Below are 25,175 nucleotides of genomic sequence, written 5' to 3' on the forward strand. Positions count from 1 at the left end.
TGGGAGGTCAGCTCATGTACATGCCGCCATTGACGTCCAGGCAGACGCCAGTGACGTAGCGCGACATCGATGAGCCGAGGTAAAGGCACGCCATGGCGACATCTTCGGGCGTGCCAAATTCGTTGAGCGGTATCTGTTCGAGCACCTTCTTTTCGAGGGCGTCGTCGTAGAAGCCGATGGTCATGCCGGTCCAGATCACGCCGGGGTTGACCGCATTGACGCGGATGCCGCGCGGGCCGAGGTCGCGGGCCATTCCGCGGACGAGGCCGACAACGCCGCCTTTCGACGCCGCATAGTGGGAGCCGCCCATCAGCCCGCCGCCGCGCTGGGCCGCAATCGAGGCGATGCAGACGATCGACGCGCCGGCGGCCATCAGCCCGACCGCCTCGCGGCTGACGAGGAAGGTCCCGCGCAGGTTGACCCCGATCATGCGGTCGAAATCCGCCGTCGAGATCGCATCGACCTTGCCTGGCTGCGCGATGCCGGCGTTGTTCACGAGCACGTCGAGCCCGTCCCAGCGCTCACGGAGCGCCCCGAAGAGCGCGAGCACCGACGATTCCTCGCCGATGTCGGCGGCGAAAGGGAAGGCGCCCTGCCCGAGGCTCGCGGCCGTGGCCGCGACCTTGTCCGGATCGCGATCAACGATCGCCACCTCAGCGCCGGCGCGCAGGAACAGGCTGGCCACGCCATAGCCGATGCTGCGGGGGTCGCTGACGCCCGTCACCAGTGCACGCCGGCCTTCGAGAAGGCGCTCGACCATGATCGTTGCTCCGGATGGGTGACGGCCGCCCCGGAACGAGGCGGCCGCGCTTCAAGACATCAGTTCGTCTGTGCTTCCGCCGCGGCGAGTTCGCTCGAGAAGAGCGTGACGAGGTCGGCATCCACGCGACCCTTCACCTGCTCGATCACGGGCGCGACCGCGGCCTTGATCGCAGCCATGTTCTCGGCCGGGATCTCGTTGACCTGCATGCCCTTCTCGGCGAGGTAGGCGAGGGTTTCGGCACCCGACGTCGTGATGATCTCGCGATTGAACGCGGCGGCCTCGTCGCAGGAAGCGCGCAGCGCGCCCTGCTGGTCGGCGGAGAGCTGATCCCAGAAGCGCTTGCCGACATAGACGACGGCGGCCGTCGCGAAATGGCGGCTCTCGGTCAGGTACTTCTGAACCTCGTAGAAGGAGGTCGAGCGCGTGACGGAGTTGGCGATCTCGTTCGAGTCGATGGCACCGGTCTCGAGCGCGCCGTAGGTCTCGGGGAACGGCAGCGGGTTCGGGTTCACGCCGAGCGCGGCAAGCGAATCGAGGTACACGCGGTTCTGGATCGTGCGCATGCGCAGGCCGCTGAGATCGTCGATCCCGTTGATGGGTCCGCGATTGTTCGTGAAGTTGCGGAACCCATAATCCCAAAGGCACAGGCCGACGAGATTGACTGCGCCGGCCTTCTCGAGCATCTGCCCGACCGCCTTGCCGCGCATCATGCGCTCGAGCACGCGGTCATTGGCGAAGATAAACGGCATGTTGAACAGGTCAAACTCGGCGACGGTCCCGGCAAAGCCGGCCGTCGACGTCACGCCCATCTCGACGATGCCGCCCTGCGCCGAGGAAACGGTCTGGATTTCATTGCCGAGTTGGGCATCGGGAAAACCCTGGACGCGCAGTGCGCCGCCCGTCTTCTCGGCGACGATCTCGCCGAAACGGTCGATCGTCTGGCCCATCGGATTGCTGTTGGCGACAGGGTAGCTGAATTTGATCGTCTGAGCCGCCGCAGATCCGACAGCGACGTACGAAAGCAGTGCGCCGACGGCGCATGCCGCCTTCCATGAAAACCGCATATTTTCCTCCCGTTGGACCGGAATGTCTTCGTCGGCCCTCCGTCGCTCGTCGATATCAAAATTCTCACATTGTGCAACATTTTTTTGCAAACGGCTTCGTTGCAGCGCACCGCCTTGAGACCAAACTGCCAATTGAGTATACGAAATTTGCCTATTTCACTTGCGTTCACGCACGATGTGCGACAAGGCGTGATCAAGGAACAATTTTCGCAAATTGTGATACCTGGTTGCCCCAAGGTGAGGAGAGACGGACGATGCAGAACGAGCGCGCGACAATCGATGAGCGCATGAAGGGCTCCCTCGCCGTGGTGACGGGCGCAGCGCGCGGCCAAGGCCTTGAGGAGGCACGGCTTTTCGCCCGACATGGCGCCAAGGTGATCCTCGCCGACGTCCTCGAAACGGACGGCGAGGCGGCGGCCGCCGCCATGCGCGCGGATGGGCTCGACGTCCGCTTCCAGCGCCTCGACGTGACCGACGCGGCGCAATGGGAAGCCATCGTGACGACGGCTCGCGAGTGGGCTGGACGCATCGACGTGCTCGTGAACAACGCCGGGATCATCCGCCGAAAGACGATTGCGCAATCGACGATCGAGGATTGGAGCGCGGTGATCGGCGTCAACCTCACCGGCGCCTTCCTCGGTATCAAGGCCGTCGCACCGCTGATGGCGGCAGGGGGAGGCGGCGCGATCGTCAACATCTCCTCGAATTCCGGCTTCTCGGGACATCCGGACCCGGCCTACACCGCGAGCAAATGGGGCCTGCGCGGGCTGGCCCGCTCGGCGGCGCTGGAATTCGCCAGCGCCCGCATCCGCGTCAACAGCGTCTGCCCCGGACTCGTCGTCACCGACCTCAACCGGAACGCGCCGCACCTGAAGTCGATGCTCGACCTGACCCCGGCAGGCCGCGCGGTGGAGGTGTCGGAGGTCGCTTCGCTGGTCTACTTCCTCGCCAGCGACGACGCCGCGATGATCACCGGCGAGGACGTCGTCATCGACGGCGGCTTCGTGATGGGCGCGGCCTATCGCAAGACGGCTCTCGACGCCGGCTCCTACAGCTAATCGCGCCAGCGCGCATCCGATCCAAAAAGAAGGCAAGAACACCATGAAGCTCCTGCGATACGGCGAACCCGGCCTTGAGAAGCCCGGCCTCCTCGACGCCGCCGGCTCCATCCGCGACCTGAGCGGCATCGTTCCCGATATCGCCGGCGATACGCTCTCGCCGGACGGCCTCGCCCGCCTCGCCGCAATCGACCCGGCCACGCTTCCCCGCGCCGAGGGATCACCCAGGCTCGGCCCGGCGGTCATGCCGACCCGCAACTTCGTCTGCGTCGGCCTGAACTATGCCGACCACGCGGCCGAGACAGGCTCGCCCATCCCCAAGGAGCCTATTCTGTTCCTGAAGTCGCTGAGCGCCGTCTGCGGCCCCGACGACGACACCATCATCCCGCCCGGCGCCACGCGCATGGACTGGGAAGTCGAACTCGGCATCGTCATCGGTTCGCTCGCGCGCCGCGTGCCGAAGGAACGCGCGTTCGAGCATGTCGCAGGCTACACGCTCATCAACGACGTCTCCGAGCGCGAATGGCAATCGCATCGCGGCGGCGTCTGGGACAAGGGCAAGGGCTTCGAAACCTTCGGCCCGATCGGGCCCTGGCTCGTCACCCGTGACGAGGTGGCGGATCCTCAGGCGCTGCGCATGTTCGCGGATGTCGATGGCAAGCGCTACCAGGACGGCTCGACCAGGACGATGATCTTCGACGTCGCGACCCTGGTCGAGTATGTCAGCTTCTGCTTTACCCTCCATCCGGGCGACGTCATCGCCACAGGCACCCCGCCCGGCGTCGGCCTGGGCCAGAAGCCGGACCCCGTCTTCCTGCGCGAAGGCCAGGTCGTGAAACTCGGAATCGAAGGGCTCGGCGAGCAGACCCATCGCATGGTGGGCGCGCGCTGACGGACGGAGGCCGCTGCAATCCAGTGCGGCGGCCGTCGCCGGCAATGGGGCGCAAGGCCGAACTCATCGCGTGTCGGCGCCAACTGTCGCCTGACGCACCAAGTCGGCGCATGGGAAAGACTGCTAGCTAATCTCCACATCGCAGACGAGCGGTAGGCCACCCTTTGGGTGGAACCACATCCTGTTCTCCCAGACGACGCCGATCTCCGCGCGGTAGCGCGCCGCCGGCAGGCCGGAAACGTCGACCTCGATGGAACAGTCCAGCTTCGAGCCAGGCTGCACGTCCTGCGCGGCGAGCGCCGCACGTCCCTCGCGCTGAACGGCGCCAAAGCCGTCGAAAAGCCGCACGCCCAGGCGGATCGGATCCTTCTCGCTGGCGATGGACCAGCTTCTGATCCCCGTGTTCATCACGCAAATTCCGTCCAGGCTGAGCCGGTCGCCGGCACGGCGGATCGACACCGCCCCCCCGAGCTCGGCCTTCCATTCGTCCCGGTCCCAGCGGGGCAGGCCATCGGGATGCGACGCCCCCGCCTTCGCCAGATCCGGGGTCAGGTAGAGGGGTTTCGCGGGTTCCGGCCTTGTCGACCAGTCCGGCCTGCCGATTGGCTCTCCCGACTTCAATTGCGACACGAAATGGCTTGTCAGGCGGAGATAGAAATCGCCCCAATCGAGGGTCGGCTCGATGACGGCGGTTTCGAAATATTCGTTCCAGCCATAGACGATCACGGTGTGGGCATCGTTTGCCTGGGCGTTGCGGAACTGCGTTTCGAGGGTGCGCCCGTCATCATGGTCGAGAGGCGGCGACAACTGGGGATCCCGCTCGAGCATCAGGTCGTCGTAGCCCGCGGCGACCGCCGCCACGCCGTTCATGACCGGCATTTCCCCATTGGAGGTCCAGAACGGGAAGTAGCCGTTCCCTTCCAGCGATTCCCGCAGCGTGACGCCGCGGGCCAACGCGTCTTCCCAATCCGCTCCGAGGACATGCCGGACGCCGTCCGGATAGGTCTCCGGGCGTATGTGGCCCCATTCGGGCGACCAGGTGCAGGCCCACCAATCCATCTGCGACGGCGCCAGTTCCCGGAGTTCGGCGACCTGTCCAACCTTTGGCGCGAAGTGAAAGAGCGGCTTGCCCAGTTCGGCGCAGTCGAAGCAACCCTCGAGCCAGCCTTCGCCGGCAAGCCGTTCCAGCGTCTCCGAATAGATCCGGAAAGGTTCGGCGATTTCCCGGAAGATCGCCATGTCGACAAGGAAGGAATATCCGATGCCGCGTTCGGCAAGCAGCGGCAGGCAGTTTCGGACATGGCTGCAGATCTGCTCGAAGCTGTGGTCGCTGTGCGGCACCATCTCGAAGACGACGAAATCGACTCCCGTCCGGGCGATCTGCTCGACCTGCCAGCGCGCCAAGAGCGGGTCGCCCGACCGGTAAAAGCCGATCTGCGGACGGAGCGGAAACCGGTGGCTGGTCCATTTTTCGTCGTCGTACCAGCCGTAGAGGTAGATGCCGACATGCGGCCGTCGCGGCAGCTGTGCCTCCGCCGCCGGACTGCTGACAGACCGCGTCAGGCCGACTGATTTCTGAAAACCACCCGCCATTTCAGCTCGCGACCTCCGGACCTTCCGAGGCCGAAATCGGTTCGGTCGCCACGATGCGTCCGCCAGCCATCCTGACAGCCTTGGTGCAGTAGCGTTCCAGGATGTCCGTCGCATGGCTGCTGATCATCAGGATGCCGGCCTGGCCGACAAGTCCGTCGAGGCGTTCGATCGCCCTCGCCTGAAAATCCTCGTCGCCAACGACGATGCCCTCGTCGATCAAAAGGACATCGCTCGGGAAATGCGTCGAGGCGGAAAACAGCAGCCGCGAGGTCATGCCGGCGGAATAGGTCCGCACAGGCAGTTCCAGGAAATCGCCGAGGCCGCTGAACTCGGCGATGGCCGGCATGGCGGTGTCGATCTCGCGCCTGCTGCGACCGAGATAGAGGCCGCGCAGGACGATGTTTTCATAGCCCGTCGCATCCGGGTCGACGCCGTGCCCGATGTCCAGCAGCGGCGTGATGCGGCCGACGACCTCAAGCCGCCCGCCGGTGGGTTCGTAGATCCCGGCGATCAACCGCAGCAGGCTCGTCTTGCCGGCGCCGTTGTGGCCGACGAGACCGATCCGGTCGCCGGGCGCCAGCGCGAGGCTGACGTCCGACAAAGCGTGCACCAGCGTCACCTTGGAGCCCGACTTCTCGATGGCGCCGCCGACCAGCGCCTTCGCCACGCGGCGCTTCAGCGACTGGGTGGTCGACCCGTAGATCGGGAAGTCGAGGGCTACGTTTTCGAGCAGGACGCTTGCCATATCAGACCCAGAACACGATCCGCTTGCGGGTGCGGCTGAGGAGGCCAAGCGCCCCGATCCAGCCGAAAACCGCCATTGCGGCGCAGATCGCGACCGACACCATGTCGGGCCAGTGGCCGAGCAGCGGATCGCGCACCACGGCGATGAGATGGAAGAACGGGTTGAGCATGATGAGCGACAGATGCGGGGGCAGCGCCTCGGGCATCCAGAGGACCGGCGTCGCGAAGAACAGCAGTTGCAGGGCGCTCATGATGATCGGCGGAACGTCGCGGAATCGCGCGCAAAGAATGCCGCTGACGAGAACCATCCAGGCGATGTTGGCGAACAGCAGCACAAGCCCGAGCGGAAGCAGCACCAGGGGCCAGCCTGGTAGAACGCCGAACAGCAGGAAGACCGCCAGGATCACGACAGCGTTGTGCAGCAACAGCAGGACATTGCGGTAGAGGGTCTTGTAGAGGAAGGTCGATCGCGGCGTCTTCATCTGGCGCATCGCGCCGCCTGCCTCGAGGAACATGTGGCAGCCCTCCAGGATGGATTGGCTGATAAAGCTCCAGAGCACGAAACTGACGGCCAGGTGAGGAACGTAGCGCGCCGCGTCCGAGCCGATCATGCCGCCATAGATGGTGCCTATCGCGCCGACCATGATGCCGGTGGTGATCGTCACCCAGAACGGACCGAGATAGGACCGTCGGTAGCGCTGCTTGACTTCGTGATGCGCCATGAACGCCCAGAAATCGACGTTGCGCGCGCCGGTCACGAGGTCGTCAAAGCCTGAGCGAACGCTCGTCATGCGCCGGTCTTTCGCGATTGGCGGTCGATGAGTTTCACCGGTCCGATCAGGCTCCGTTCGATGTTCGGCTGCGGAGAAGTCGGCGGTAGAGCGAAGCGTAGGCCTCGCCCGCAACCTCGACCGTGAAGTGCGCATGATAGCGCTGTCGCGCGCGGATGCCCATGTTCGCCGCCAGTTCCTCGTCATGCCAGAGTTCGGTCATTGCCGCTGCGAGCGCCTCCGGGTCCGCGGGCGGGACCACGCGTCCGGTTTCGCCATCGACATTCACATAGCTGGTGCCCGTTCCGATCTCGCAGGAGATCAGCGGCCGGCCGAACTCGGCCGCCTCGAGGAGCGCGATGCCGAACGCTTCCGACCGGAGATGGGAAGGAAAGACGAAGGCATGGCAGGCTTCGAGAAGAGCATGCTTCTCGTCTTCCGTCTGCGCGCCCAGCAGGTGGACGTTGGCGAGCCGCCGCCGGCGCACTTCCCGCTCGAGGTAGGACGCCATCTCCCCGTCGCCGGCGATCGCCACGGGATAGCCGGTGCGCGCCGCGGCGTCGATCAGGTACGGCAGGCCCTTGTAGTAGCGCAGCGCGCCGAGAAACAGGAAGAAGCGGCCGCCCAGCCGCCGTCGCCATGCATCGGCGGCTGCCGCCAGCGTCGGTGCTCTCGAAACAGGTCGCACGCAAAGCGGGATGACCGAGACCTTCTCCCGGAACCTCTGCAGGACCGCGCTCGATTGCAGGTAGTTCGGCGACGTCGCAACGATGTGATCGATGCTGTCCAGAAAGCGGTACATGAGCGGCTTGTAGAGCGCGAGCAGGCGCTTCTGGCGCACGATGTCGGAATGATAGGTGACGACCGTCGCGCTGCGGATGCCGGCGAGGAAATGCGCGACATCCATCATCGGCCATGGGAAATGATAGTGGATGATGTCAAAGCCGGTCGCCATGCGGGCGAACTCGCCGAGCACGGAAAGCGACAGTCCGGTCGACGCCACTTCCAGATGCAGGCGTGCCTTGCGGGCCCAGTGCCCGTCGACCCGCATGGTGCTTTCCGCCGGCGTGCGGCTGAGCGACAGCACCTCGCTTTCGACGCCGTACCGGGCGGTGCTGCGGGCGATGTCGTTGATCGCGGTCTCCGCGCCGCCGAAGCTGTCGGGATAGTAGGTCTTGTAGAAATGCAGGACGCGCATCAGGCCCGCGACGGCTTTTTCAGCCGACCCCTGCGGCGACTGTCGGGCTTGGCCAGCGTTTGCCGCAACAGCATTTCCGTTTCCGAGACGATCCAGCCGTCGGCATCGACGGCGACGCGCCCCTCGCCGTAATCGTTGTCCGCCTGGTCGACAAGGGCTGAAAACGCCCTGCTGTCCAGGCCGGCCAGGTGCGTGGGCAAGCTTTTCCTGGTCATCCCGAGAGTTCCACGGATCGGATGAAATAGCCGAGTTTGCGCTGATCGTCGCTTTCGCCCAGGGAAGCCGGCGACTGGGGCGAGGGAAACGAAAAGACCAGTTCGCATTCGGCTCGCCCGTCTATCTCGCATTCGAAGCGCTGGGCGTCTTTGCCCCGACCCTGGAACACCTCAATGCCATTGACGGAGAGCGCCAAATCAACCTCCCTGTAGCCCCAACCTGCCAAGCGCAGCCGCGTTGCGCCCGCAGCCGGCAGCACAAGTCGCGACACCCGACCCTCGCTCCAGATGCCGAGGTCCTCGGCATGCGACCATCCTTCGAGCAGGTATCGGTTCTCCGGACGGTCGTGGCCAAATCGAAAGCCCTGCCCCACCTCGCCGAAGCCCGCGGTCAGCGTTGCCGCAAGACGTGCCGCGAGCGCGAGGAAGTTCATCGTCGGGTTGACGTAGTCGCTGGCGGCGAACACCGAGGAGCCGGCGATGAAGAGATTGTTCAAGCCGAAGACCTTGCAGTCGCTGTCGACGACGCCGGCCGTCGGCGCATGAGCCATGCGGGTCGTGCCGAGCTGGTGGCCGGCATGATTGGCAATGATATCGGACCAGTCGCTTTTCCTGTAGGCGGGGCGCATCCGCGCGCGGGCGAGACCTCCCTGGTTGAACAGGCCGCAGAGCAGCAACGTCGCCCTGCGGTAGCTGTCGATATCGCTCGGAAGAATCTCCCAGTGAATGCGCGCCAGGGGCGTGCCGTCGCGATCGCGCCTTTCGGAAAGTTCGACTCGGCTGCGTTCATGTGGCGTCTGCTCGAACTTCAGGGCCGGTATGACGCATCGGTAGCCGGCTGCCTCGCGCAGCCATCCTCCGTGGTCCGTGGCAGGGCTTTCGCCTTCCGTCGACTTTATCCCGCTGTCGAGCATGATGGCGGCAAACCGCGGCAGCCGATGGCGTTCAAGGAGCGCATCGTCCGGTCGCCACGCGAGATACCGGAGCACGTCGCCGTGCCGTGTCGGTATGCTGTTCGACAGGTCGACCCTGCGGTCGAAGAACATTTCGACCGGCCAGTAGACCGGGTGCTCGGCGTAATATTTCCCCGTGAGTTCGTTCGGTCCCCCGAGAAACGGATTTCCGGCGGCATATTTGCGGCCCGCCCATAGCAGCAGCCGGGCGTTTTCGGTGCCTCCGGCGCACAGCAGCACCCTGCGCACAGGCAGGCGCAGCCTGCTGCCGTCGGCGCCGGCAGCCTCCACCTCGCGGACAAGCCCTCCTCCGGCCTCCAGGATCATATCCGTGACCCGCATGCCCGGCAGGACGTCGATCCCGGGATGCGCAAGCAGGCGTTCCCGTATCGGCGAGGCTCCAAGCTTCGGCAACGGATCGGGCATCATGAACAGGTCCGTCGTCAGCCCCCGGTGATCGGCGAGGAGGCCTCGCGACAGTTGGTCGGCCGGGTCGTCATACCGCTCCGGCAGGTTCAGCCAGGCTCGCGCCTCGCCGAGATAGGCCTCGTAGTCGCCATACCGGATCGGCCAGCCCGGAATGCCTATTCCGTCTCGATTCCGGAAAATTGTTGGGGAAAATGGCCGGCAGTGGCCGGTCCAGTGGTTCGAAGTCCCGCCGAACGCCGACAATCGCGTGCCGAGCCATGGCAGGGCGATCCCCGTCGATTCGACCTCGTAGTAGCCATGGCCCATGGCCAGCGGCTCTTCCAGAGACCCTGCCTCGATGACCAGCACCCGTCCGAGCTTCGCCAGCTTCTCGGCCAGGAAAAACCCGGCGAAACCGGAGCCGATGATGGTGAAGGCGTAGTCGTTGCGGCGCGCGACATCAGCGCTAGCGAGCATGGCGACCGCCAGAAAAGTGTTGTTTTGTCCGCGACGGCACTGGTGCTCCCCACTTTGGCCCAGCTAATATAACCACTGCAAAAATGGTATTCGCAAGCGCCGCCTCGCGCCTCAGGGCCGGCGACGACGTTGTCTGGTTCCCGGAAAACAGTATTCGTGATCGGTCTTCGGCATTGGCAGCTCGCAAGGGGAATCGCCACGGCGTTGGTGTTCTATCCGGTCGCCGAGGCTATCGAGCGGCGTGACGTCGCCAGCAAGATCGTCAAGCTGCGCAGGCACTATGCGCTGTCTCCCGCCGAACGCGAGGCCGCGTCGAAGGTCCGTCTCGCCGAGATGCTGCAATTCGCCGGAGCCAACGTTCCCTACTACCGCGACCTGTTTTCTCGGCTGGGGTTCGATCCGGGCCGGGCGGCGGCCGATCCGGCGCGACTCGAGGAATTGCCGCTGCTCACCAAGGACATCATCGACGAGCAGGGGGAAAGGCTGTTGTCGCGGCCGCTCGCCGAAACCCGTCACCATGCATGCCGCACAGGCGGTTCCACGGGCCGCAAGGCGGTGATCTTCTATGACCAGGACGCCGCCGACTATTCGTCCGCCGTTACCGCCTATTGCCGCGAGCGCATCGGCGCGACGCGGCTGCGCTCGACGCTGCACTTCGCGGCGCGGTATGCCGACGTCGAACGCCGCGGCTGGCCGGACCGCGAGACCTTCAAATGCCTGGCGATGAACAGAAGCAACATCTTCTTCGACCGCGTGGACGCCCCTGCCCTCGCCGCGATGTGGCGCACGATCGAGCGACGATCGCCGTATCTGGTGCACGCGCACCCGTCGACCGTCTTTGCGCTCGCCATGCACCTGAGCGACAGCAAGGCGGCAGGCGTCGCAACCGCCTTCGAGGTGTTCGAATCGAGCGGCGAGGTCCTTGACCAGCGCAAGCGCCGCATCATTTCGGACGTCTTCGGCTGCCGCGTCATCAATCGCTACGGGCTCGCCGAGTTCGGCATCATCGCCTATGAACTGCATGATCGGCGCGGTGCGCTCGATCTCCTCGATTCCGAATGCTGGGCGGAGACGCAGCCCGGCGATGGCGAGGAGCCCGGCCGCTTGATCGTCACCGGGCTTCGCAACCGCCTGATGCCCCTGATACGCTACGACACCGGTGATCTCGCCTCGATCTCCAGGGTAGACGGCGTGCCGGTTCTGGAGAACCTGGTCGGGCGGGTGCACGACACGATCGAGGTCGGCGGAGCCCCCTACCTTACCCACCATCTTCAGGACGTGTTAGACCATCGCGTCCAGGGGATACGGGATTTCCAGTTCGACATGCGCACCAACCCGCCAACGCTGAGGATCGTGCCCGAGCCGGACGCCGACACGCAGGAAATCGCAAGCCGCGTCCGCGCCCAGTGGGGCGACGCTTTCGGACTGGCCTTCGTCGGCGCCGACGAGATGGTGCGCGTTGGCGACCGCGCCAAGTTCCGACACGTGGTATCGGCTTGATCAAGGTCGTCGGGCACGGCGGATCGGCGGACGCCAGAAGGCTGGTCGCGGCGGCGCTGCGACGGTCGGTCGGCCATGGCCAGGTCGGCTTTCAGTCCCGGACAGAGCCCCTTGATGCCGGCATCGCCGCTTTCGTCGATCCCGGCGAGGGCAATGGCGACATCATGCGCTCCTGGCTGGCCGGCGGTCCAAGAAAGCTGATCGTGTTCGGCAGGCCGCCATCGTTTCTGTGCGAACTGCTCGGCGCGAGCCTCAAACCCCGCAACGGGGCCAACGCGTTCGATGGTGCGGCGCAAGCCGCGCCGGTTCATGAGTTCCGCGAAAGCCCCGCATTCGTTCAGTACGGCCCGCTCGCGCGCCGGCTCGGCGGCAACGCGTGGCGCAGGCCGCTGCAGCGGTTCGACTACGCCGATGAGTGGAACAATCTCGGATACGGATCGATCGCCTCCGGGCAAACGATCTGGGGCCCAGGCGAAGTCACGGACGTCCCGCCCGACATCGAGCTTGCGGCATTGATGGCGGCGCCGGGGCGCAAGGTCGGCAGCTACGCGGCGCTGCTGGATCAACCGGACTCGTCGATCCTGTGGTTCAACCGGCCGGTCGGACCGATCGATTCCTTCGAATGGCGCCTGGTCGAAATGTTCCTGTCGTCGCATCGCGCGGACGAGTTGCCGGCGCAGCCCGTTCTCAGCGAGATCCCCTTCGGCCACGACGCGGTCGTCACCATGCGTCTGGATTGCGACGAGGACATCGAGTCCGCGCGGCGCCTGTGGCTCGCCTATCGACAATGGGGCGTACCCCTGTCGCTCGCCGTCAAGACCGCCCTTCTCGACGGCGAGTTTCCCCTCCTCGCCGACGTCCTTTCCGGCGGTGGCAGCATCCTGTCCCACTCGGCAACCCATATGGCGAACTGGGGCGGCAGCTACGCAGCCGCTTTGGAAGAGGCCCTGTCCTCCGCGACGCGCCTCGAACAGGTCACCAGCCGGCGCCCGAGGTACGCGGTCTCGCCATTTCATCAGACGCCCGGCTATGCGCTGCAAGCGTTGCACGCGGCGGGCTACGAGGGCTGCGTCGGAGGCAACGTCGGCGGCGATCCCGCATTCAATCTCGCCCGGGGCGGCAGCCTTGCCGGCCTGCCCAGGGGGTTTGTCGGGCAGTCGCAGCAGTGCATGCTGCACGGCGACTGCATGCTTCCGGGCGGCGATCCGCTGGCGACCTATCGCCAGGCCTTCGACACCGCTCTCGAAACGCGATCGATCTTCGCCTACACCGATCACCCGTTTTCGGCGCGATACAGCTACGGTTGGAGTAACGAGGACGCGCGGATCGAGGCGCACCGAAAGCTTCTCGACCACATTGCGGCAACGGCGAAAAGCCCGCTCTATCTCGGCATGGAAGCGGTTCTCGACTTCCTTGCGGCGAACGCCCGGACGGAGGTGGTCGCAAAGGACGGCGGCTTTGCATTCGGGCTCGATAACGGCGACAAAAGGGGCGCCTGCGTGGAATACCGTGGCAAACTGGTCGAAATCTTCGATGGAATGCACCTGCGATGAAGGTGTTCGTGGCGATCGGAACGCGGCCAGAGGCGATCAAGCTCGCCCCCGTCGTCGCCGCGCTGCGCCCGAAGGCGGACGTCGTCGTCGCGACGACCGGCCAGCATCCACGACTCGCCGTCGGCGCGCTTGCCGATTTCGGCATCGTTCCGGACCTCGCGCTACCGCCCATTGAAGGCCGCCCGTCGCTTGCCCAACTCACGGCGTCGATGACCGCGGTGCTGGACCTGGCGCTGGTTGGGCAAAAGCCGGACTGGGTGGTGGTGCAGGGCGACACCAACTCGGCTTTTGCGGCCGGGCTCGCGGCCTACTACCGGAGCATCCCGGTTGCGCATGTCGAAGCGGGGTTGCGGACCGGCAACCTGGCAATGCCGTTCCCCGAGGAAGGCAACCGGCAGATGCTGGCGAGGATTGCCCGATGGCATTTTGCGCCGACCGTCCGTGCCGCAGCCAATCTGGTTTCGGAAGGCGTGGACCGAACCAGGGTGGTCATGTCCGGCAACACGGTGGTCGATGCCGTGGCGCTGGCGCGGGCCGGCCGCCGCGAGGAGGACTGGAAGGCGCTGGACGCAGCGCTTGCGCTGCCTGACGGTCCGCTCGTCCTGGTCAGCTGCCACCGGCGCGAGAACCGCGGCCAGACCCTCCTGGATATCTGTTCGGCGATCCGCCGGCTTGCGGCGCGGTATCCGCTCCATCGCCTGGTTCTGCCCATGCATCCCGAGCCTGACGTGCGGACAGTGTTTCAGGTCGAACTCGCCGGCGTCGACAACGTTTTCCTGCGAGAACCGTTCGGATATGTCGAAACCCTGCATGCGCTGGACCGCTGCGATCTCGTCCTGACCGATTCAGGCGGGCTTCAGGAAGAGGTCGCAACGTATCGCAAGCCCGTCGTGGTCATGCGCGACCAGACCGAACGGCCCGAAGGCATCGAGGCCGGGTTCGCGAGCCTCGCCGGCCGGGATCCCGACAGGATCGTGTCCGAAGTGTCCGGATGGCTGGACGACCCGCAGCGGCGGGCCCGGCTTGCCGGGGTCGCCAATCCCTACGGCGACGGCTCAGCGTCACGCCGTATCGCCGAAACGCTGCTCGTGTCGGACTGACATGCCCGAGCGCCCCGACATCGTCCTGTTCTCGACCGCCGACTGGGCGACCCGCTATTGGACGAACAAGCAGCATGTCGCCGCCAATCTCGCAGAGAGCGGGCATCGCGTGCTCTATGTCGAAACCCCAGGCATCCGGAGGCCCAGCCTTGCCAGCCGCCGCGATATCGGACGGCTCGCCGCCCGCCTGAAGAGCGGCGTCCGGAACCTGGTGTCCGGTCCCAGGCAGGTGCGCGCCAACCTGTGGGTGCTGTCGCCGGCGGTGATTCCCTGGGGACGCGACCACGGCGCGGTTCGCGGACTGAACCGCGCCATGGTCCGGTCCTCGCTGGTCCGGTTCCTCAAGAAGGCCGGCTTCCGAAGCCCGGAAGTGTGGGCCTATCATCCGTTCGTCCGCGATATCCTGGATGGCATCCAGATTGGCACGCTCAGCTACCATTGCGTCGACGACATCGCGGCAATTCCCGGCGTCGACGTGGCGCGCTACGAGGAGGAGGAGACGGAAATCCTCAAGGCCAGCGACGTCGTCTTCGTCACCGCGCCGCCGCTCGCAGCGAAGGCGCGCAAGCTCAACGGCAACGTGCACCTGGTTCCGAACGTGGTGGACCCTGCCCATTTCGCAACCGCGATGGCGCCGGGTCCCCTGCCGGACGATCTGGCCCGCATTCCGGGGCCGCGGCTCGGCTTTCACGGCACCCTCTCGGCCTACAAGATCGACACCGACCTGCTGCTGGGTCTCGCCGAGCGCCGTCCGAACTGGCAGATCATCCTGATCGGCGACGAGCCGCCGGCTCAGCCCGGCCACCACTTCGCAGCATTGCGGCGGATGGCGAACGTGCACTTCCTCGGCGGCAAGGACTATGGTGACCTGCCGTCCTATCTGCGCGGGATGGACGTCGGCCTGCTGCCGATGCGGCTCAACCGGTACACGGCATCCATGTACCCGATGAAGTATCACGAATACCTGGCCGGCGGCGTGCCGGTCGCCTCGACGGGGCTGGCGTTCCTGCAGGGCGGCGCGACATTTCTGGAAGCGGGAGACGGGGTCGAGGGATTCGCGGTCGCGGTGGAGCGCCAGTTGAGGCGCGGCCGCCTGTCGGCGCACGAGGCCGCCGCCGCGGTTGGCGACAACACCTGGAAAAGGCGGCAGGAGACGATGCTGGAGATCAATGCGCAGACGCCCGCGCGCCGCGGGGTGGCGTCGTGAAAGTCCTGTTCGCCACCTATCCCATGGCCTTCCACACGCCCGGCGGGGGCGAGGTGCAGTTGCTCGCCTACGAGCGCCACCTTGCCGACGCAGGAATCGAGGTCGCGCGGTTCGACCCCTGGAACCCCCGCTTCATGGAACACGACATCGTCCACTATTTTTCCTGCGTGGGCGGCTCGTCGCATTTTTGCGCCTTTGTGAAGCAGCTCGGGCTGCCGCTGGTCGTCTCGTCGAGCCTCTGGGTCACCAGAGAGACCGCCGCCGGCTTTCCGATCGACGAAATCCGTCACCAGTTGTTTCTCGCAGACAGAGTGGTCACGAATTCCGAGGCCGAAAGCGCCGTGCTTTCCGGGCTCCTGGAACTTCCGGTTGCGAAATTTGTCACCGTCCGCAACGCGGTCGACGAGTGCTTCCTTAGAAAGTCCGACCCGGACGCGTTCCGCAGTGCCTTCGACATCACCGGCGATATCGTGCTGTGCGTCGGCAACATCGAGCCGCGCAAGAACCAGTTGCGGCTTGCCGAAGCCATGCAAGCGATCGAAGACGCGACACTCGTTCTCGCCGGCGGAGCCCGCGACCAGGACTACCTTGCTGCGGTGCGGCACGCCGGCGGCTCGAAGTTGCGTTATGTCGGCAATCTGGAGCATGCCGGCGAGCTCATCCGTTCGGCCTACGCGGCATGCACGGTTTTCGCGCTGCCAAGCCTCTTCGAGACGCCTGGACTTGCGGCGCTGGAGGCCGCGGCCCAGGGCGCGCCGGTCGTTATCACCGGCGAAGGATCGACGCGCGAGTATTTCGGGTCGGCTGCCCGCTATGTCGATCCGATGTCCGTTTCCTCCATCGCCGCGGCGATTTCGGACGCGCTGGCGCAACGATTGACTTGCGCCGCCCCTTCGGCCTTCATTCCGCCCACATGGCACGAGGTTGTTGCCGAACTGAAATCGATCTATTCGGAACTGGTGTAACCGACTAGCGGGGGCCCGGACGCGCGGGTTGAACGCCCAATGCTCAATTCAGTGGCCGGCAGAGATTCCGACGCCGGATTCTGGGAATGGGAACGCGACCGGGAGGGTCCGTTTCGCTGGACCAGACCTCGTTTTGCGCTGGCGGCGCCCGCCGCCCCCGGACCCGGTCGTTTCGTCTGCCTGGAACTGGCGTCGCCGCTGCAGGGCAACTCGCTCACCGTCCAAGCCGGCGGCAAACGCTCCCATCTGCATTTGCTCCAGGGATGGCAGGTCGTCGATCTTCGGCTCACCGACGCGACGTCCGTTGAGTTCGAGGTCGGCCTCGCCTTCCAGGCACCCGACGACACGAGGGCGCTGGGCTTGATGATCCGGGAAGTGACCTTCCACGACGACCCGGAACTCCATGAAATCCGCCGGCGGCGTCATGCCAACGCGCTCCTCAACAGCGCAGAATTCGCCGAAGGCCGCGAACAACTGGCGTCCTTCCCGACGCATCTGCGCATCACGATGTCCAAGCGCTGCAACATCGCCAACGAAAAGCCCTGCGTCTATTGCTCATGGGACTGGGCCAAGCGCATGGAACGGGGTTCTCCAACCTTCACGCCAAAGTTTTTGTCCGACATGGGGCAGTTCATGGACCTCGCGCTCGCGGTCAACGACTGCAGCTACGGCGAGCCTCCTCTCGAGGCGTCCTTCGGCGAGGTGGTCAACATGGCGACCCAGGCCGGCAGGACATTCGAGTTCACATCGAACGGACAGACTCTGTCGAAGAAGAAGCGCGACCTGCTTCTCGGCCGTCCGGCGCGCGTTCACGTGTCGGTCGATGCCGCGACGGCCGCCGGCTACAACCGCTACCGAGACCATCGGTTCGAACTCGTCGTCAAGAACCTGAGGGCGCTGTGCAGTGAACGGGCCGCTTTCGGCGGACTGCCTGAGGTGTTTGTCAGCTTCATCGTCATGCGTTCCAATCGCGGCGAGATTTCCGATTTTCTGCGCCTGATGAAAGACGTCGGCGTCGATCGCGTCACGTTCCGGACGCTCTATGTCGAGGACCGCCTGGACACCCGACGCCTGGTCCATCATGGCTGGCAGTTCGACTACGACGCCGAATGCCTCGACGCGGACGAGCTGTCTCCGATCGGCGAGGCCTGCCTTGCGGAAGGGCTAGCCAACGATATGGCCGTGTCGATCGAATGGGATGAATTCGCGCGCAACAGCGGCCCAGCCCATGACGGCACGCCGATTTGCTCGGAACCCTGGAAGACCGCGTACCTGCTCGACCGGGGGATCATGCCCTGCTGCTATGGCCGTGAAGCGATGATCCCATGGCAGGACATCGACGAGAGCCAGCTCGAATCCAGCCTGCATGCAGCGTTCAATTCGCAGCCGATGGTCGAACTTCGCCGCGACCTTAGCCAGGGCCGACTGGGCAAATATTGCGATAGGGCGCAAGGCTGCCCGATCGTGAAGCAGATGGCGAAACGTCCGGCGACGCAGACAAGTCCACCATCTCGCAACCGCCGGCGCGCGTGAACCGGCGCGCTCCGAACACCGCTCAATTCGTTGCAACATCGCTTAGACAGGAGGCAGAGATAGATCACGACGCCCGCAGTCTGGACCTGGCTCTCGTCATTCCCTCCCTGGAGAAATATGGCGGAGCGGAGCGCGTCGTCATCGAGTGCCTCGCCAGGTGGCAGAAGCGGCACAGGATCACGCTCTACTCCGCCGCGATCAACGATCGCCTGCTTGAGGAGCACGGCATCACGGACCGGGTGTCCCGGCGTCTCCTGACGCCGTTCTTCGAAGGAGAACACGCCCTTTTGCTCAACGCAGTCCTGCTGCCGAAGCTCTGGCGCGACGAGATCGGGACGCATGAGATCTATCACACGCATCTATGGCCGACCCATCTGATCGACCGCCATCCCATGGTCTGGTACCCGCACGAGCCGCTGCGCATGCTGCACGACCTGCGCTATGAGCAGAAATATCTCGGCGGCGAGAGCGAGGGATCGCATATCTATCCAAAATACGACTACGACCGGTTCGCAGCGCGGCTTTTCGAACCGTATCTGGGAGCCATAGCGGCCGCCGACGGCACCGTCGTGCCCCAGCGTGTCGTCGCCAACAGCCGGTACTGCGCGGACTATCTTGAGAAGGTCTATGGGCGGAAAGTCGACGACATCGTCTATCCCGGCGCCGAGCCGACGACGCCGCTCGAACTGCCGCGCGACCCGAATCTCTTCGTGACGGTCAGCCAGCTCTGGGACCACAAGCGAATCCGGCTGCTGATCGAGGCGCTGGCGCTGACCAACGAAACCCAGCTCATCGTCATCGGATCGGGTCCCGAGCGGGACTGGCTCGTCGAACTGACGGAACGGCTGGGTGTCAGCGACCGGGTCTTCTTCCTTTCCGGTCTGAAGAATACGGAGCTCGAGCTGATCTTCGCGCGAGCCAGCGCCTTCCTGTTCGCTCCGATACGCGAACCGTTCGGCATTGTCGTGCTGGAGGCTTTCGCCGCCGGACTGCCGCTGATTGCCGTGAACGAGGGAGGCTATTCCGAACTGTGCACGCCGGAGAACGCGTTTCTCGTTCCCCCCTTTCCTTCGGCCTTCGCGAAAAAGATGTCGCTATTCCAGTCCGATCCGGAACTGCGCGACAGGATGGGCGAGGCCGGACGGCGAACCGCGGTGCTCTACACCTGGGACAGGACCGCCCGCGAACTCGAAGCGGTGCTGCTGGAAACGGCGCCTCCCCCACCCCCGATGGAGCCGCCCGGGAAGCCGCGCCACACCCTGGTTGGCGCCCAGTACTACCTCTGGTACGCGGAGGGCTACGGCGCGGCCCACTGGAACGACAACGCCGCGTTCGGCCATGTCGCCGACCAGCCTCTGCTCGGCTACTATGGGTCGATGAAGGGCGAAACCATCGAGCGCCATCTCGGCCAGTTCGAGGCAATGGGCCTCGACTATGCGATCCTCAACCTCCACGTTGATCATTCCGAAATCAACGATATCGAAGCCGGCAGCATCGACCGCCTGTTCCGGCTCGCCGCCGAGCGGGGGTCGAAGTTGCGGTTCGCGGTGCAGATCGCTCCCTATTCTGACGATGCCGAAGCCCTCGCAACGGTGGTTGACAGGCTGCGAACCCAGTACATGGCGCATCCCAACTACCTGCGGCTGGAGGGCAAGCCGGCCCTGTTCTGGTTCTGGACAGGCGCTCACGACCGGCGCGAGCGGCTGCTCGCAGCGCTGGCGAAGGCGACCGATGGATTGGTCAACATCGCGGCCGGTCTGCGGCTTCCGGGCGGCGCGGGCGAGGACGCGCTGACCCATCGCCTGTTTTCCGGTTTCGCGCCGTTCTCTCCGCTTGAGCTCGCGGACAGCGCCAACCTGGAGAACATCTGGAACCTGGCATGCCGGCGCGCCGACGAAGCCGGCATGGAATACCGCGTTGTCTCGGTATCCCCGGGCTACGACGATACGGGTCTGGCCGACGTCAGGCGGCTCGGAAACCCGCGCCGCGCCATCCAGCGCGACGGGGGCGAGACCTTCGCCAGGGGGCTGAACTGGATCGAAGCGCTCAGTCCGCGGCCGGATCTGGTCGTTGTCTCGACCTTCAACGAGTTTCATGAAAACACGCATATCGAGCCGTCGCTCGGCCACGGTCAGACCTACGTTGAACTGACCAGGCAGTTCGTCGAACGGCTGCGCTCGGCATCGGATGCGCGGCCATGACGGACGAACTCCTTCGCATCGCCTTCGGACACAGGGCCGTCGCCAGCACCGAGGCCATCGGTACGACGCTGGCCGTGAGCGACGCGGCGCTTCAGGCCGACGCCTCGATCGTCATCGACGTCTACGATCTCGACCATCCTGTTCATCCGGCAGGGCATCTCGGATGGTGGAAATTTCGCATGGCGGCGGCTTCGCCAGTCGATATCCGCCTGCGGGTCGACGCAAGCGCGGTTGAGGCGACCCTTGCCAATGAACCGCCGACGCAGCTTTGGCTCAATCCGGCTCCGCCGCAGTATCGCCGCCTGCTCCTCAACGCCGTCGTCCGTTCGAACACGACAAACGCGATTCTGGCCCTGGACCGGATCGCCGCCGTACCCGGCGAGGACGCCCTGGTCGAGTTTCGAGCTGCGTTCGATCGCGACTGGTCCTCGCCGCGCCTGGCACCGTCTCCCTACATCCCGGATCCCGGCCAGACGATCCACATCGTTTCCCGTGCGATCTTCCAGCGCGATGCGGTCGGCGAGTTGTGCCTCGATCTCTACCGCATGCTGAGGCAGAACCGCATTCCGGTCCGCATGCATGCGGAAGGCTGCGACCTCACGATCAACGACATCGTCGAGCCGCAGAACCTGCTGCATGAGCGCATCGGGCCGGCCGACCAGGTGCTCTACTTCTACTCGCAGCACGACCCTCTGCTGGAGCCCCTGCTCGCGGCCGACTGCGCACGCAAGTGCGTCTACTTCCACGGCATCACCGATCCCGACCTCGTCAGGGTGTTCGATCCGGAACTCAGCGTCGTGTGCGCGAAGGCGATCGCCGAACTGCCCCGGCTGGCAAGGTTCGATCGCTTCGCCGCCAACTCCCGCCACTCGGCCAGTGCGCTCGCGCGCGCGCTCGGACCTGAACGTGCTCCAGACATCGGCGTCATCCCGCCGCAAATCGCGCCTCGACCGGCGGCGCGCCACGAGGATAGCGCTCCCAGGCAAGACGCGCTGCTGAGCGTCCAGCAGATGCGACCGCACAAGAAGGTGGAAGACGTGCTCAGGCTGTTCGCCGCCTATCGCGAAGCCAGCCCGTCGGCGCAATGCTGGATCGTCGGCCGCGCGCCGAACCGCGCCTACCGCGACTACCTGGACTGGGTCGAGCGAAAGGAGCTCGGCCTGCCTGCGGGGGCGGTGCGATGGCTGGGCAGCGTCGGTCCGGCCGAACTCGCCGACCTCTACCGGTCTGCCTCGGCCTATGTCTCGATGAGCGAGGATGAGGGCTTCTGCCTCCCGCTTTTCGAGGCGATGCGAAACGGTCTGCCGGTCTTTGCCTACGGCGTGCCGGCAGTCGCCGAGACGCTCGGCGGTTCGGGACTGCGCTTCGCCACGAAGGACTTTCCCCATCTCGCCGAACACCTCGCCGCGGTGCTGGCCGACCCGGCTCGGCGGTCGGCGCTGTTGGCAGGCCAGGCGCGACGCGTCGACGACCTCCTGCCCAGGATGTCGGGAACCGGATTTTTTGAACTTCTGTCGCCCTGAAAGGCTTCCTCCAGTTTGGCGGTCGTCTATTGCGCGCGCTTCTTCAGGATGACGGCTTCGCGCTCGAAATTCGCCCACAACACCTCGTCGCCGGGGCCTGCGGTCGAAAGCGGCGCCACCGCTACGAGTTGCCAGGTCCGCGCTTCGGCCGATGCATCTTTCGATGTTCGAAGACGGACGATGTCCTTGCTCGTCAGGCCGCGCTTCGGCCGGGGTTCGGAGATCGGTATCGGCGTGTTCAGCGTGCGCCGCCAGGAGACGTAGGCGGCAGCCGGATCGTTGCTCAAAACGATCGTGTTCGGGGGCGTGTTCTTGCTGATCCAGTCCAACGCCATGTAGCGCTCATAAGGCATGTTCGGCTCATAGAGCACGTTCCAGCGCTCACGGTTTTCAAAGGCGAGGTAGAGCAACGCCAGGCTGGCCACCGACACGCCGGCCGAGACCGGTATCGGCACGCTGCGCCGCGCGGCGAAGACGATGTATCCGGCGAACACCGCGAGAAAATACACGAGGTCGGTCTGGAAGCGCGACGGCGTGAAGACGGCGTATGCGGTTCCGTAGAGCGACAGGGTGATCGCGCGAACGGCGTAGGCGAAGATGACGAACAGCGACGCGATCGTGACCAGCGGAACCCAGAGCGCCAGGTCGAACCGGACGTCCTGGCGTCGCAGGCCCCACAGGACCAACCAGGTCGCCAGGCCAAGCGCGGCAAGCGTTGAAAAGATGTGGCCCAGCCCGTGACGAAAGCTGTCGAACGAAATGAACGTTTCTTCGAACCTGAAGATCGACGTGTCACCGAGGCCGGTCGCCTTGAGCGCATAGGGCACGATGTAGAAGCAGCCGATCGCCAGGCTGGTCAGCAGGCCACCCAGGATCAGTCTCGCCCTTGCATGCTCTTCGCGCCTCAGCAGGCACACGGCGAACATTGCGGCGAAGGTCAGCCCGGCCGTGACCATCACGTGATGGTGGGTGAAGAAGATCGCGGTGAACAGGAGCCCGAACAGGGCAACGTCCCGCATGCCCGGGCGCCGTTCCGTCGAGACGATCAGGCATTCCAGGAAGAAGCTCATGCCGATCAGGTTCGGCAGGCCGCCCCAGCGGTAGTAGTCGATGCTGCCGAGAACGGCGAGCAACCCATAGCTCGCCGCGGCATAGAGTGCGAGTTCTCGATGCCCGGAGACGCGCAGCGTAAACACGAAAATCTGCGCCGTGGTGATCGCGCCGAACAGCGGCACCAGGAACTTGAAGACCGTGTGTGGCGGCAGGCCGGTCGCCAGGGAGAACTCCGCGATCAGCAGATGGCTGCCGACCGGATAGTTCAGTCCGGCCGCCTCGAATGGCAGCCAGTCGTAGATCATGCCCTGGGCGGTCAGTATTTTCTTGGCCAGCAGCAGATGGAAGGTGGAATCCCAACCGGGCGGAAGGACGTGCCATTGCGTCGGCAACAGCCTGGTCACGAGGACAAGCGCGATGACGATGACCAGCCAACAACCGACGACGTCGAGACGCGCCGGCCACGGCAACCGCAGCGGGATCCGCCAGACGATCAGGAAGAGCGCAAGCGCCAGCATCGGCCACGCCGCCCAAAACAGCGCAAGATGCAGGTAGCTCGACACCAGGGCGAGATAGACGGCTGCGGCAAAGCCGACGGCGGGGCCACGCAACAGGATCTCTTCGTATGAGCGGCCCCTGGAGAGCAGTGCGACGACGAGCATGCCCGGCAGAGTTACCGCGGCGGCTGTCAGCGCTAGCAGGCCGAAATGGAACAGGAGAGCCCCACGAACCAACCCAATCGGTCTATCGATAGCTCACCGGGTCGGGTGAAGAAAGCCGGTTCGCCTTTTTGCAGGGCCGCCGGGGGCCGAACGCGTCGCAACCGCTTCCTCTCTGACGGCCACGCGCGATCGGGAATGCTGCGCTCATCCGGCCGCCAGGCGCCCGGACAGCCTGTAGAGAGGTCTTCCGAAAACGTCGCCCGCCGGCGTCAGCAGCCACCGGGTTCGGACGCGATCGACGACCGCCGCCATCGAATCCGTGTCGACGAGGAAGAACTGCTCAATTCCGGCATCGTCAAGTCCGGAGACGAGAGCGTCCTGAATCTCGGGCGAGGTAAACATGATCTTGGCCGAATAGGCGCCGTAACGCGCGACGACTGCGCTGCCATAGACATCGCCCCAGACGATCGGATCGTCGGCAAATCGCTGCTTGACGGCCGGATCGATGGCAAGTCTCTGGCTCGGGAACGCGATGGCCATTAGCCCCACGACTGCGGCGACCGCAACGGCCGCCGGGAAGGCCCAAGCCGACCATCCCCTCGCAGGCTTGGTCGGCTCCGGCAAGCCGATCAACACGGCTACCGAAACCGTCGTCAGGAACGCTGCCGCCGACAGCAGATAGTATGGAACGAGCACATCCTTTGGGACGAGATAGGCGAGCGACAGAGCCATCACCCATGCCGCAACCGACATTGCAACGGATCGTGGATGGGCGAGCAGAGTCGCGATGCCGATCACCAGCGACAGGGTCAGGGCGAGGCCGTTCGAATTGTCTCCGAAATAGAACGCTATTCCGCGCAAGATGTCGTCGAGATCGAATTCCGGCTTCGTCGCATCGACGGCCGAGTAGGTGGTCCTGAAGATGGAGCCCGCATTGACGAAATTTGCCCAAATTGCCGGCGCGAGGCCTGCCACCGACCCGGCCGAATAGGCCATCAGGCTGGCGACGTCCGACCGGCTTCTGCTCCTGACCAGCCTGACTAGGAACACAAGGCCGACGATTGCGACGATGAGCAGGTTGGTCACACGGATCGTCGATGAAAACCCGGCCGCCAACCCAAGCAGCGCCGGCGCCAGGGTGCCGGCTGTCCCAAGCGCCGGCGCAAGGAGCAACGCGCAGACGACCGACAGGGCGATGCCGGCATAGGCCGAGTCGGTCCCGACCTGAGATGCGGCCAGGACAAGCCCCGCACCGCCGAGAACGACCAGTCCATCGGCAGGACGCGTTGTCCTTGCAAGGAGATAGGCGAACGCCGCGGCGACTGCGAACAGGCAGCCGTATCTCAGCCACCTTCGCTCTACATCCTCGGGCAGGGGCGCCATCAGCATGCCGGTCCCGGGAGGGTACTGCAGGATCACCTTGTCGACATCCGCGCGATAGTGGTGGCAGTGAGGGGCGACAGCCTGGTACCAGTGAGACGTCTTCTCTCCAGTGGCCTTCGCGATCTCGATAAGCCGTCGCGAATTCGGCGTCTCGAGCCCCGTGTCGAAGCCGTGCAGTCCGTTTTCCCTGAACAACGCCGCCTGCCTGTGGTAGCCGAAGTCGTCGCAACCGAGCGGCGCTTCTCTGACACCGGGCAACCGGAGCGCCCCCTGGAACGTGATCCCGATCAGCACAGCGAGCAGGGCGACCTGGAACAGCTGCGGCCGTTGCGATCCTGCGGCGGTCATCCGGCATTCCGT

20 protein-coding genes are annotated in these 25,175 nt (G+C 65.1%); 10 read left to right on the top strand and 10 right to left on the bottom strand.

Translation table 11 applies throughout. The features are described from left to right. Positions 1-7: 7 nt before the first annotated feature. Together ABUE31_RS06730 and ABUE31_RS06735 are read right to left on the bottom strand one after the other, a co-directional pair. Positions 8-760 carry an SDR family NAD(P)-dependent oxidoreductase gene (locus ABUE31_RS06730; RefSeq protein WP_367722759.1) on the bottom strand — a complete coding sequence of 251 codons (753 nt, stop codon included), beginning with the start codon at positions 758-760 and terminating at the stop codon, positions 8-10. A gap of 59 nt (positions 761-819) precedes the next feature. Beyond that, positions 820-1,827 carry a DctP family TRAP transporter solute-binding subunit gene (locus tag ABUE31_RS06735; RefSeq protein ID WP_367722760.1) on the bottom strand — a complete coding sequence of 336 codons (1,008 nt, stop codon included), beginning with the start codon at positions 1,825-1,827 and terminating at the stop codon, positions 820-822. 254 nt (positions 1,828-2,081) lie between these two features. Between ABUE31_RS06735 and ABUE31_RS06740 the strand changes: the two genes are divergently transcribed. Together ABUE31_RS06740 and ABUE31_RS06745 are read left to right on the top strand one after the other, a co-directional pair. Further along, positions 2,082-2,885 carry an SDR family NAD(P)-dependent oxidoreductase gene (locus tag ABUE31_RS06740; RefSeq protein ID WP_367722761.1) on the top strand — a complete coding sequence of 268 codons (804 nt, stop codon included), beginning with the start codon at positions 2,082-2,084 and terminating at the stop codon, positions 2,883-2,885. Positions 2,886-2,928: 43 nt separating this feature from the next. Then, positions 2,929-3,777 (top strand): fumarylacetoacetate hydrolase family protein, encoded by an 849-nt coding sequence (locus ABUE31_RS06745; RefSeq protein WP_367722762.1) that lies wholly within the window; start codon positions 2,929-2,931, stop codon positions 3,775-3,777. Positions 3,778-3,900: 123 nt separating this feature from the next. Here the strand turns inward: ABUE31_RS06745 and ABUE31_RS06750 are convergent, their stop codons facing one another. From ABUE31_RS06750 to ABUE31_RS06775, 6 genes are read right to left on the bottom strand one after another with little or no spacing between them, the layout of a single operon-like run. Next, on the bottom strand, positions 3,901-5,370 hold the full coding sequence (locus ABUE31_RS06750; RefSeq protein WP_367722763.1) for a glycoside hydrolase family 71/99 protein: 1,470 nt from the start codon (positions 5,368-5,370) through the stop codon (positions 3,901-3,903). Between the two features lies 1 nt (position 5,371). Further along, positions 5,372-6,115 carry an ABC transporter ATP-binding protein gene (locus ABUE31_RS06755; protein WP_367722764.1) on the bottom strand — a complete coding sequence of 248 codons (744 nt, stop codon included), beginning with the start codon at positions 6,113-6,115 and terminating at the stop codon, positions 5,372-5,374. Position 6,116: 1 nt separating this feature from the next. Further along, positions 6,117-6,905, bottom strand: coding sequence for an ABC transporter permease (locus tag ABUE31_RS06760; RefSeq protein ID WP_367722765.1), 789 nt, complete (start codon positions 6,903-6,905; stop codon positions 6,117-6,119). Between the two features lie 46 nt (positions 6,906-6,951). After that, positions 6,952-8,082 carry a glycosyltransferase gene (locus ABUE31_RS06765; protein WP_367722766.1) on the bottom strand — a complete coding sequence of 377 codons (1,131 nt, stop codon included), beginning with the start codon at positions 8,080-8,082 and terminating at the stop codon, positions 6,952-6,954. Continuing rightward, positions 8,082-8,297, bottom strand: a complete 216-nt coding sequence (locus tag ABUE31_RS06770; protein WP_367722767.1) for a hypothetical protein — start codon at positions 8,295-8,297, stop codon at positions 8,082-8,084. Before ABUE31_RS06770 ends, ABUE31_RS06765 begins: the two co-directional genes overlap by 1 nt. Beyond that, positions 8,294-10,135, bottom strand: a complete 1,842-nt coding sequence (locus tag ABUE31_RS06775) for a GMC oxidoreductase (protein ID WP_367722768.1) — start codon at positions 10,133-10,135, stop codon at positions 8,294-8,296. The genes ABUE31_RS06770 and ABUE31_RS06775 overlap by 4 nt, the downstream gene beginning before the upstream one ends. Positions 10,136-10,291: 156 nt before the next feature. Between ABUE31_RS06775 and ABUE31_RS06780 the strand changes: the two genes are divergently transcribed. The 8 genes from ABUE31_RS06780 to ABUE31_RS06815 are packed head-to-tail and all read left to right on the top strand — an operon-like array spanning position 10,292 to position 21,717. Next, positions 10,292-11,635, top strand: a complete 1,344-nt coding sequence (locus ABUE31_RS06780; RefSeq protein ID WP_367722769.1) for a phenylacetate--CoA ligase family protein — start codon at positions 10,292-10,294, stop codon at positions 11,633-11,635. Continuing rightward, positions 11,632-13,188 carry a polysaccharide deacetylase family protein gene (locus tag ABUE31_RS06785; RefSeq protein ID WP_367722770.1) on the top strand — a complete coding sequence of 519 codons (1,557 nt, stop codon included), beginning with the start codon at positions 11,632-11,634 and terminating at the stop codon, positions 13,186-13,188. Before ABUE31_RS06780 ends, ABUE31_RS06785 begins: the two co-directional genes overlap by 4 nt. Next, on the top strand, positions 13,185-14,288 hold the full coding sequence (gene wecB, locus ABUE31_RS06790) for a non-hydrolyzing UDP-N-acetylglucosamine 2-epimerase (RefSeq protein WP_367722771.1): 1,104 nt from the start codon (positions 13,185-13,187) through the stop codon (positions 14,286-14,288). Before ABUE31_RS06785 ends, wecB begins: the two co-directional genes overlap by 4 nt. A gap of 1 nt (position 14,289) precedes the next feature. After that, positions 14,290-15,495, top strand: a complete 1,206-nt coding sequence (locus ABUE31_RS06795) for a glycosyltransferase (RefSeq protein ID WP_367722772.1) — start codon at positions 14,290-14,292, stop codon at positions 15,493-15,495. Then, a complete protein-coding gene (locus ABUE31_RS06800; protein WP_367722773.1) occupies positions 15,492-16,460 on the top strand; it encodes a glycosyltransferase in 969 nt (322 codons plus the stop codon). The genes ABUE31_RS06795 and ABUE31_RS06800 overlap by 4 nt, the downstream gene beginning before the upstream one ends. Before the next feature lie 39 nt (positions 16,461-16,499). Then, positions 16,500-17,993, top strand: coding sequence for a hypothetical protein (locus ABUE31_RS06805; protein WP_367722774.1), 1,494 nt, complete (start codon positions 16,500-16,502; stop codon positions 17,991-17,993). Then, positions 17,990-20,194, top strand: coding sequence for a glycosyltransferase (locus tag ABUE31_RS06810; protein ID WP_367722775.1), 2,205 nt, complete (start codon positions 17,990-17,992; stop codon positions 20,192-20,194). Before ABUE31_RS06805 ends, ABUE31_RS06810 begins: the two co-directional genes overlap by 4 nt. Further along, positions 20,191-21,717 carry a glycosyltransferase gene (locus ABUE31_RS06815; protein WP_367722776.1) on the top strand — a complete coding sequence of 509 codons (1,527 nt, stop codon included), beginning with the start codon at positions 20,191-20,193 and terminating at the stop codon, positions 21,715-21,717. Before ABUE31_RS06810 ends, ABUE31_RS06815 begins: the two co-directional genes overlap by 4 nt. 26 nt (positions 21,718-21,743) lie before the next feature. Here ABUE31_RS06815 and ABUE31_RS06820 read toward each other — a convergent pair whose 3' ends face one another. After that, a complete protein-coding gene (locus ABUE31_RS06820) occupies positions 21,744-23,432 on the bottom strand; it encodes a hypothetical protein (RefSeq protein ID WP_367722777.1) in 1,689 nt (562 codons plus the stop codon). Positions 23,433-23,636: 204 nt separating this feature from the next. Continuing rightward, on the bottom strand, positions 23,637-25,163 hold the full coding sequence (locus ABUE31_RS06825; protein ID WP_367722778.1) for a hypothetical protein: 1,527 nt from the start codon (positions 25,161-25,163) through the stop codon (positions 23,637-23,639). Between the last annotated feature and the right edge of the window lie 12 nt (positions 25,164-25,175).

Source organism: Mesorhizobium marinum, assembly GCF_040813675.1.
In the GTDB taxonomy this organism is placed as follows: Bacteria; Pseudomonadota; Alphaproteobacteria; order Rhizobiales; family Rhizobiaceae; genus Mesorhizobium_K; species Mesorhizobium_K marinum.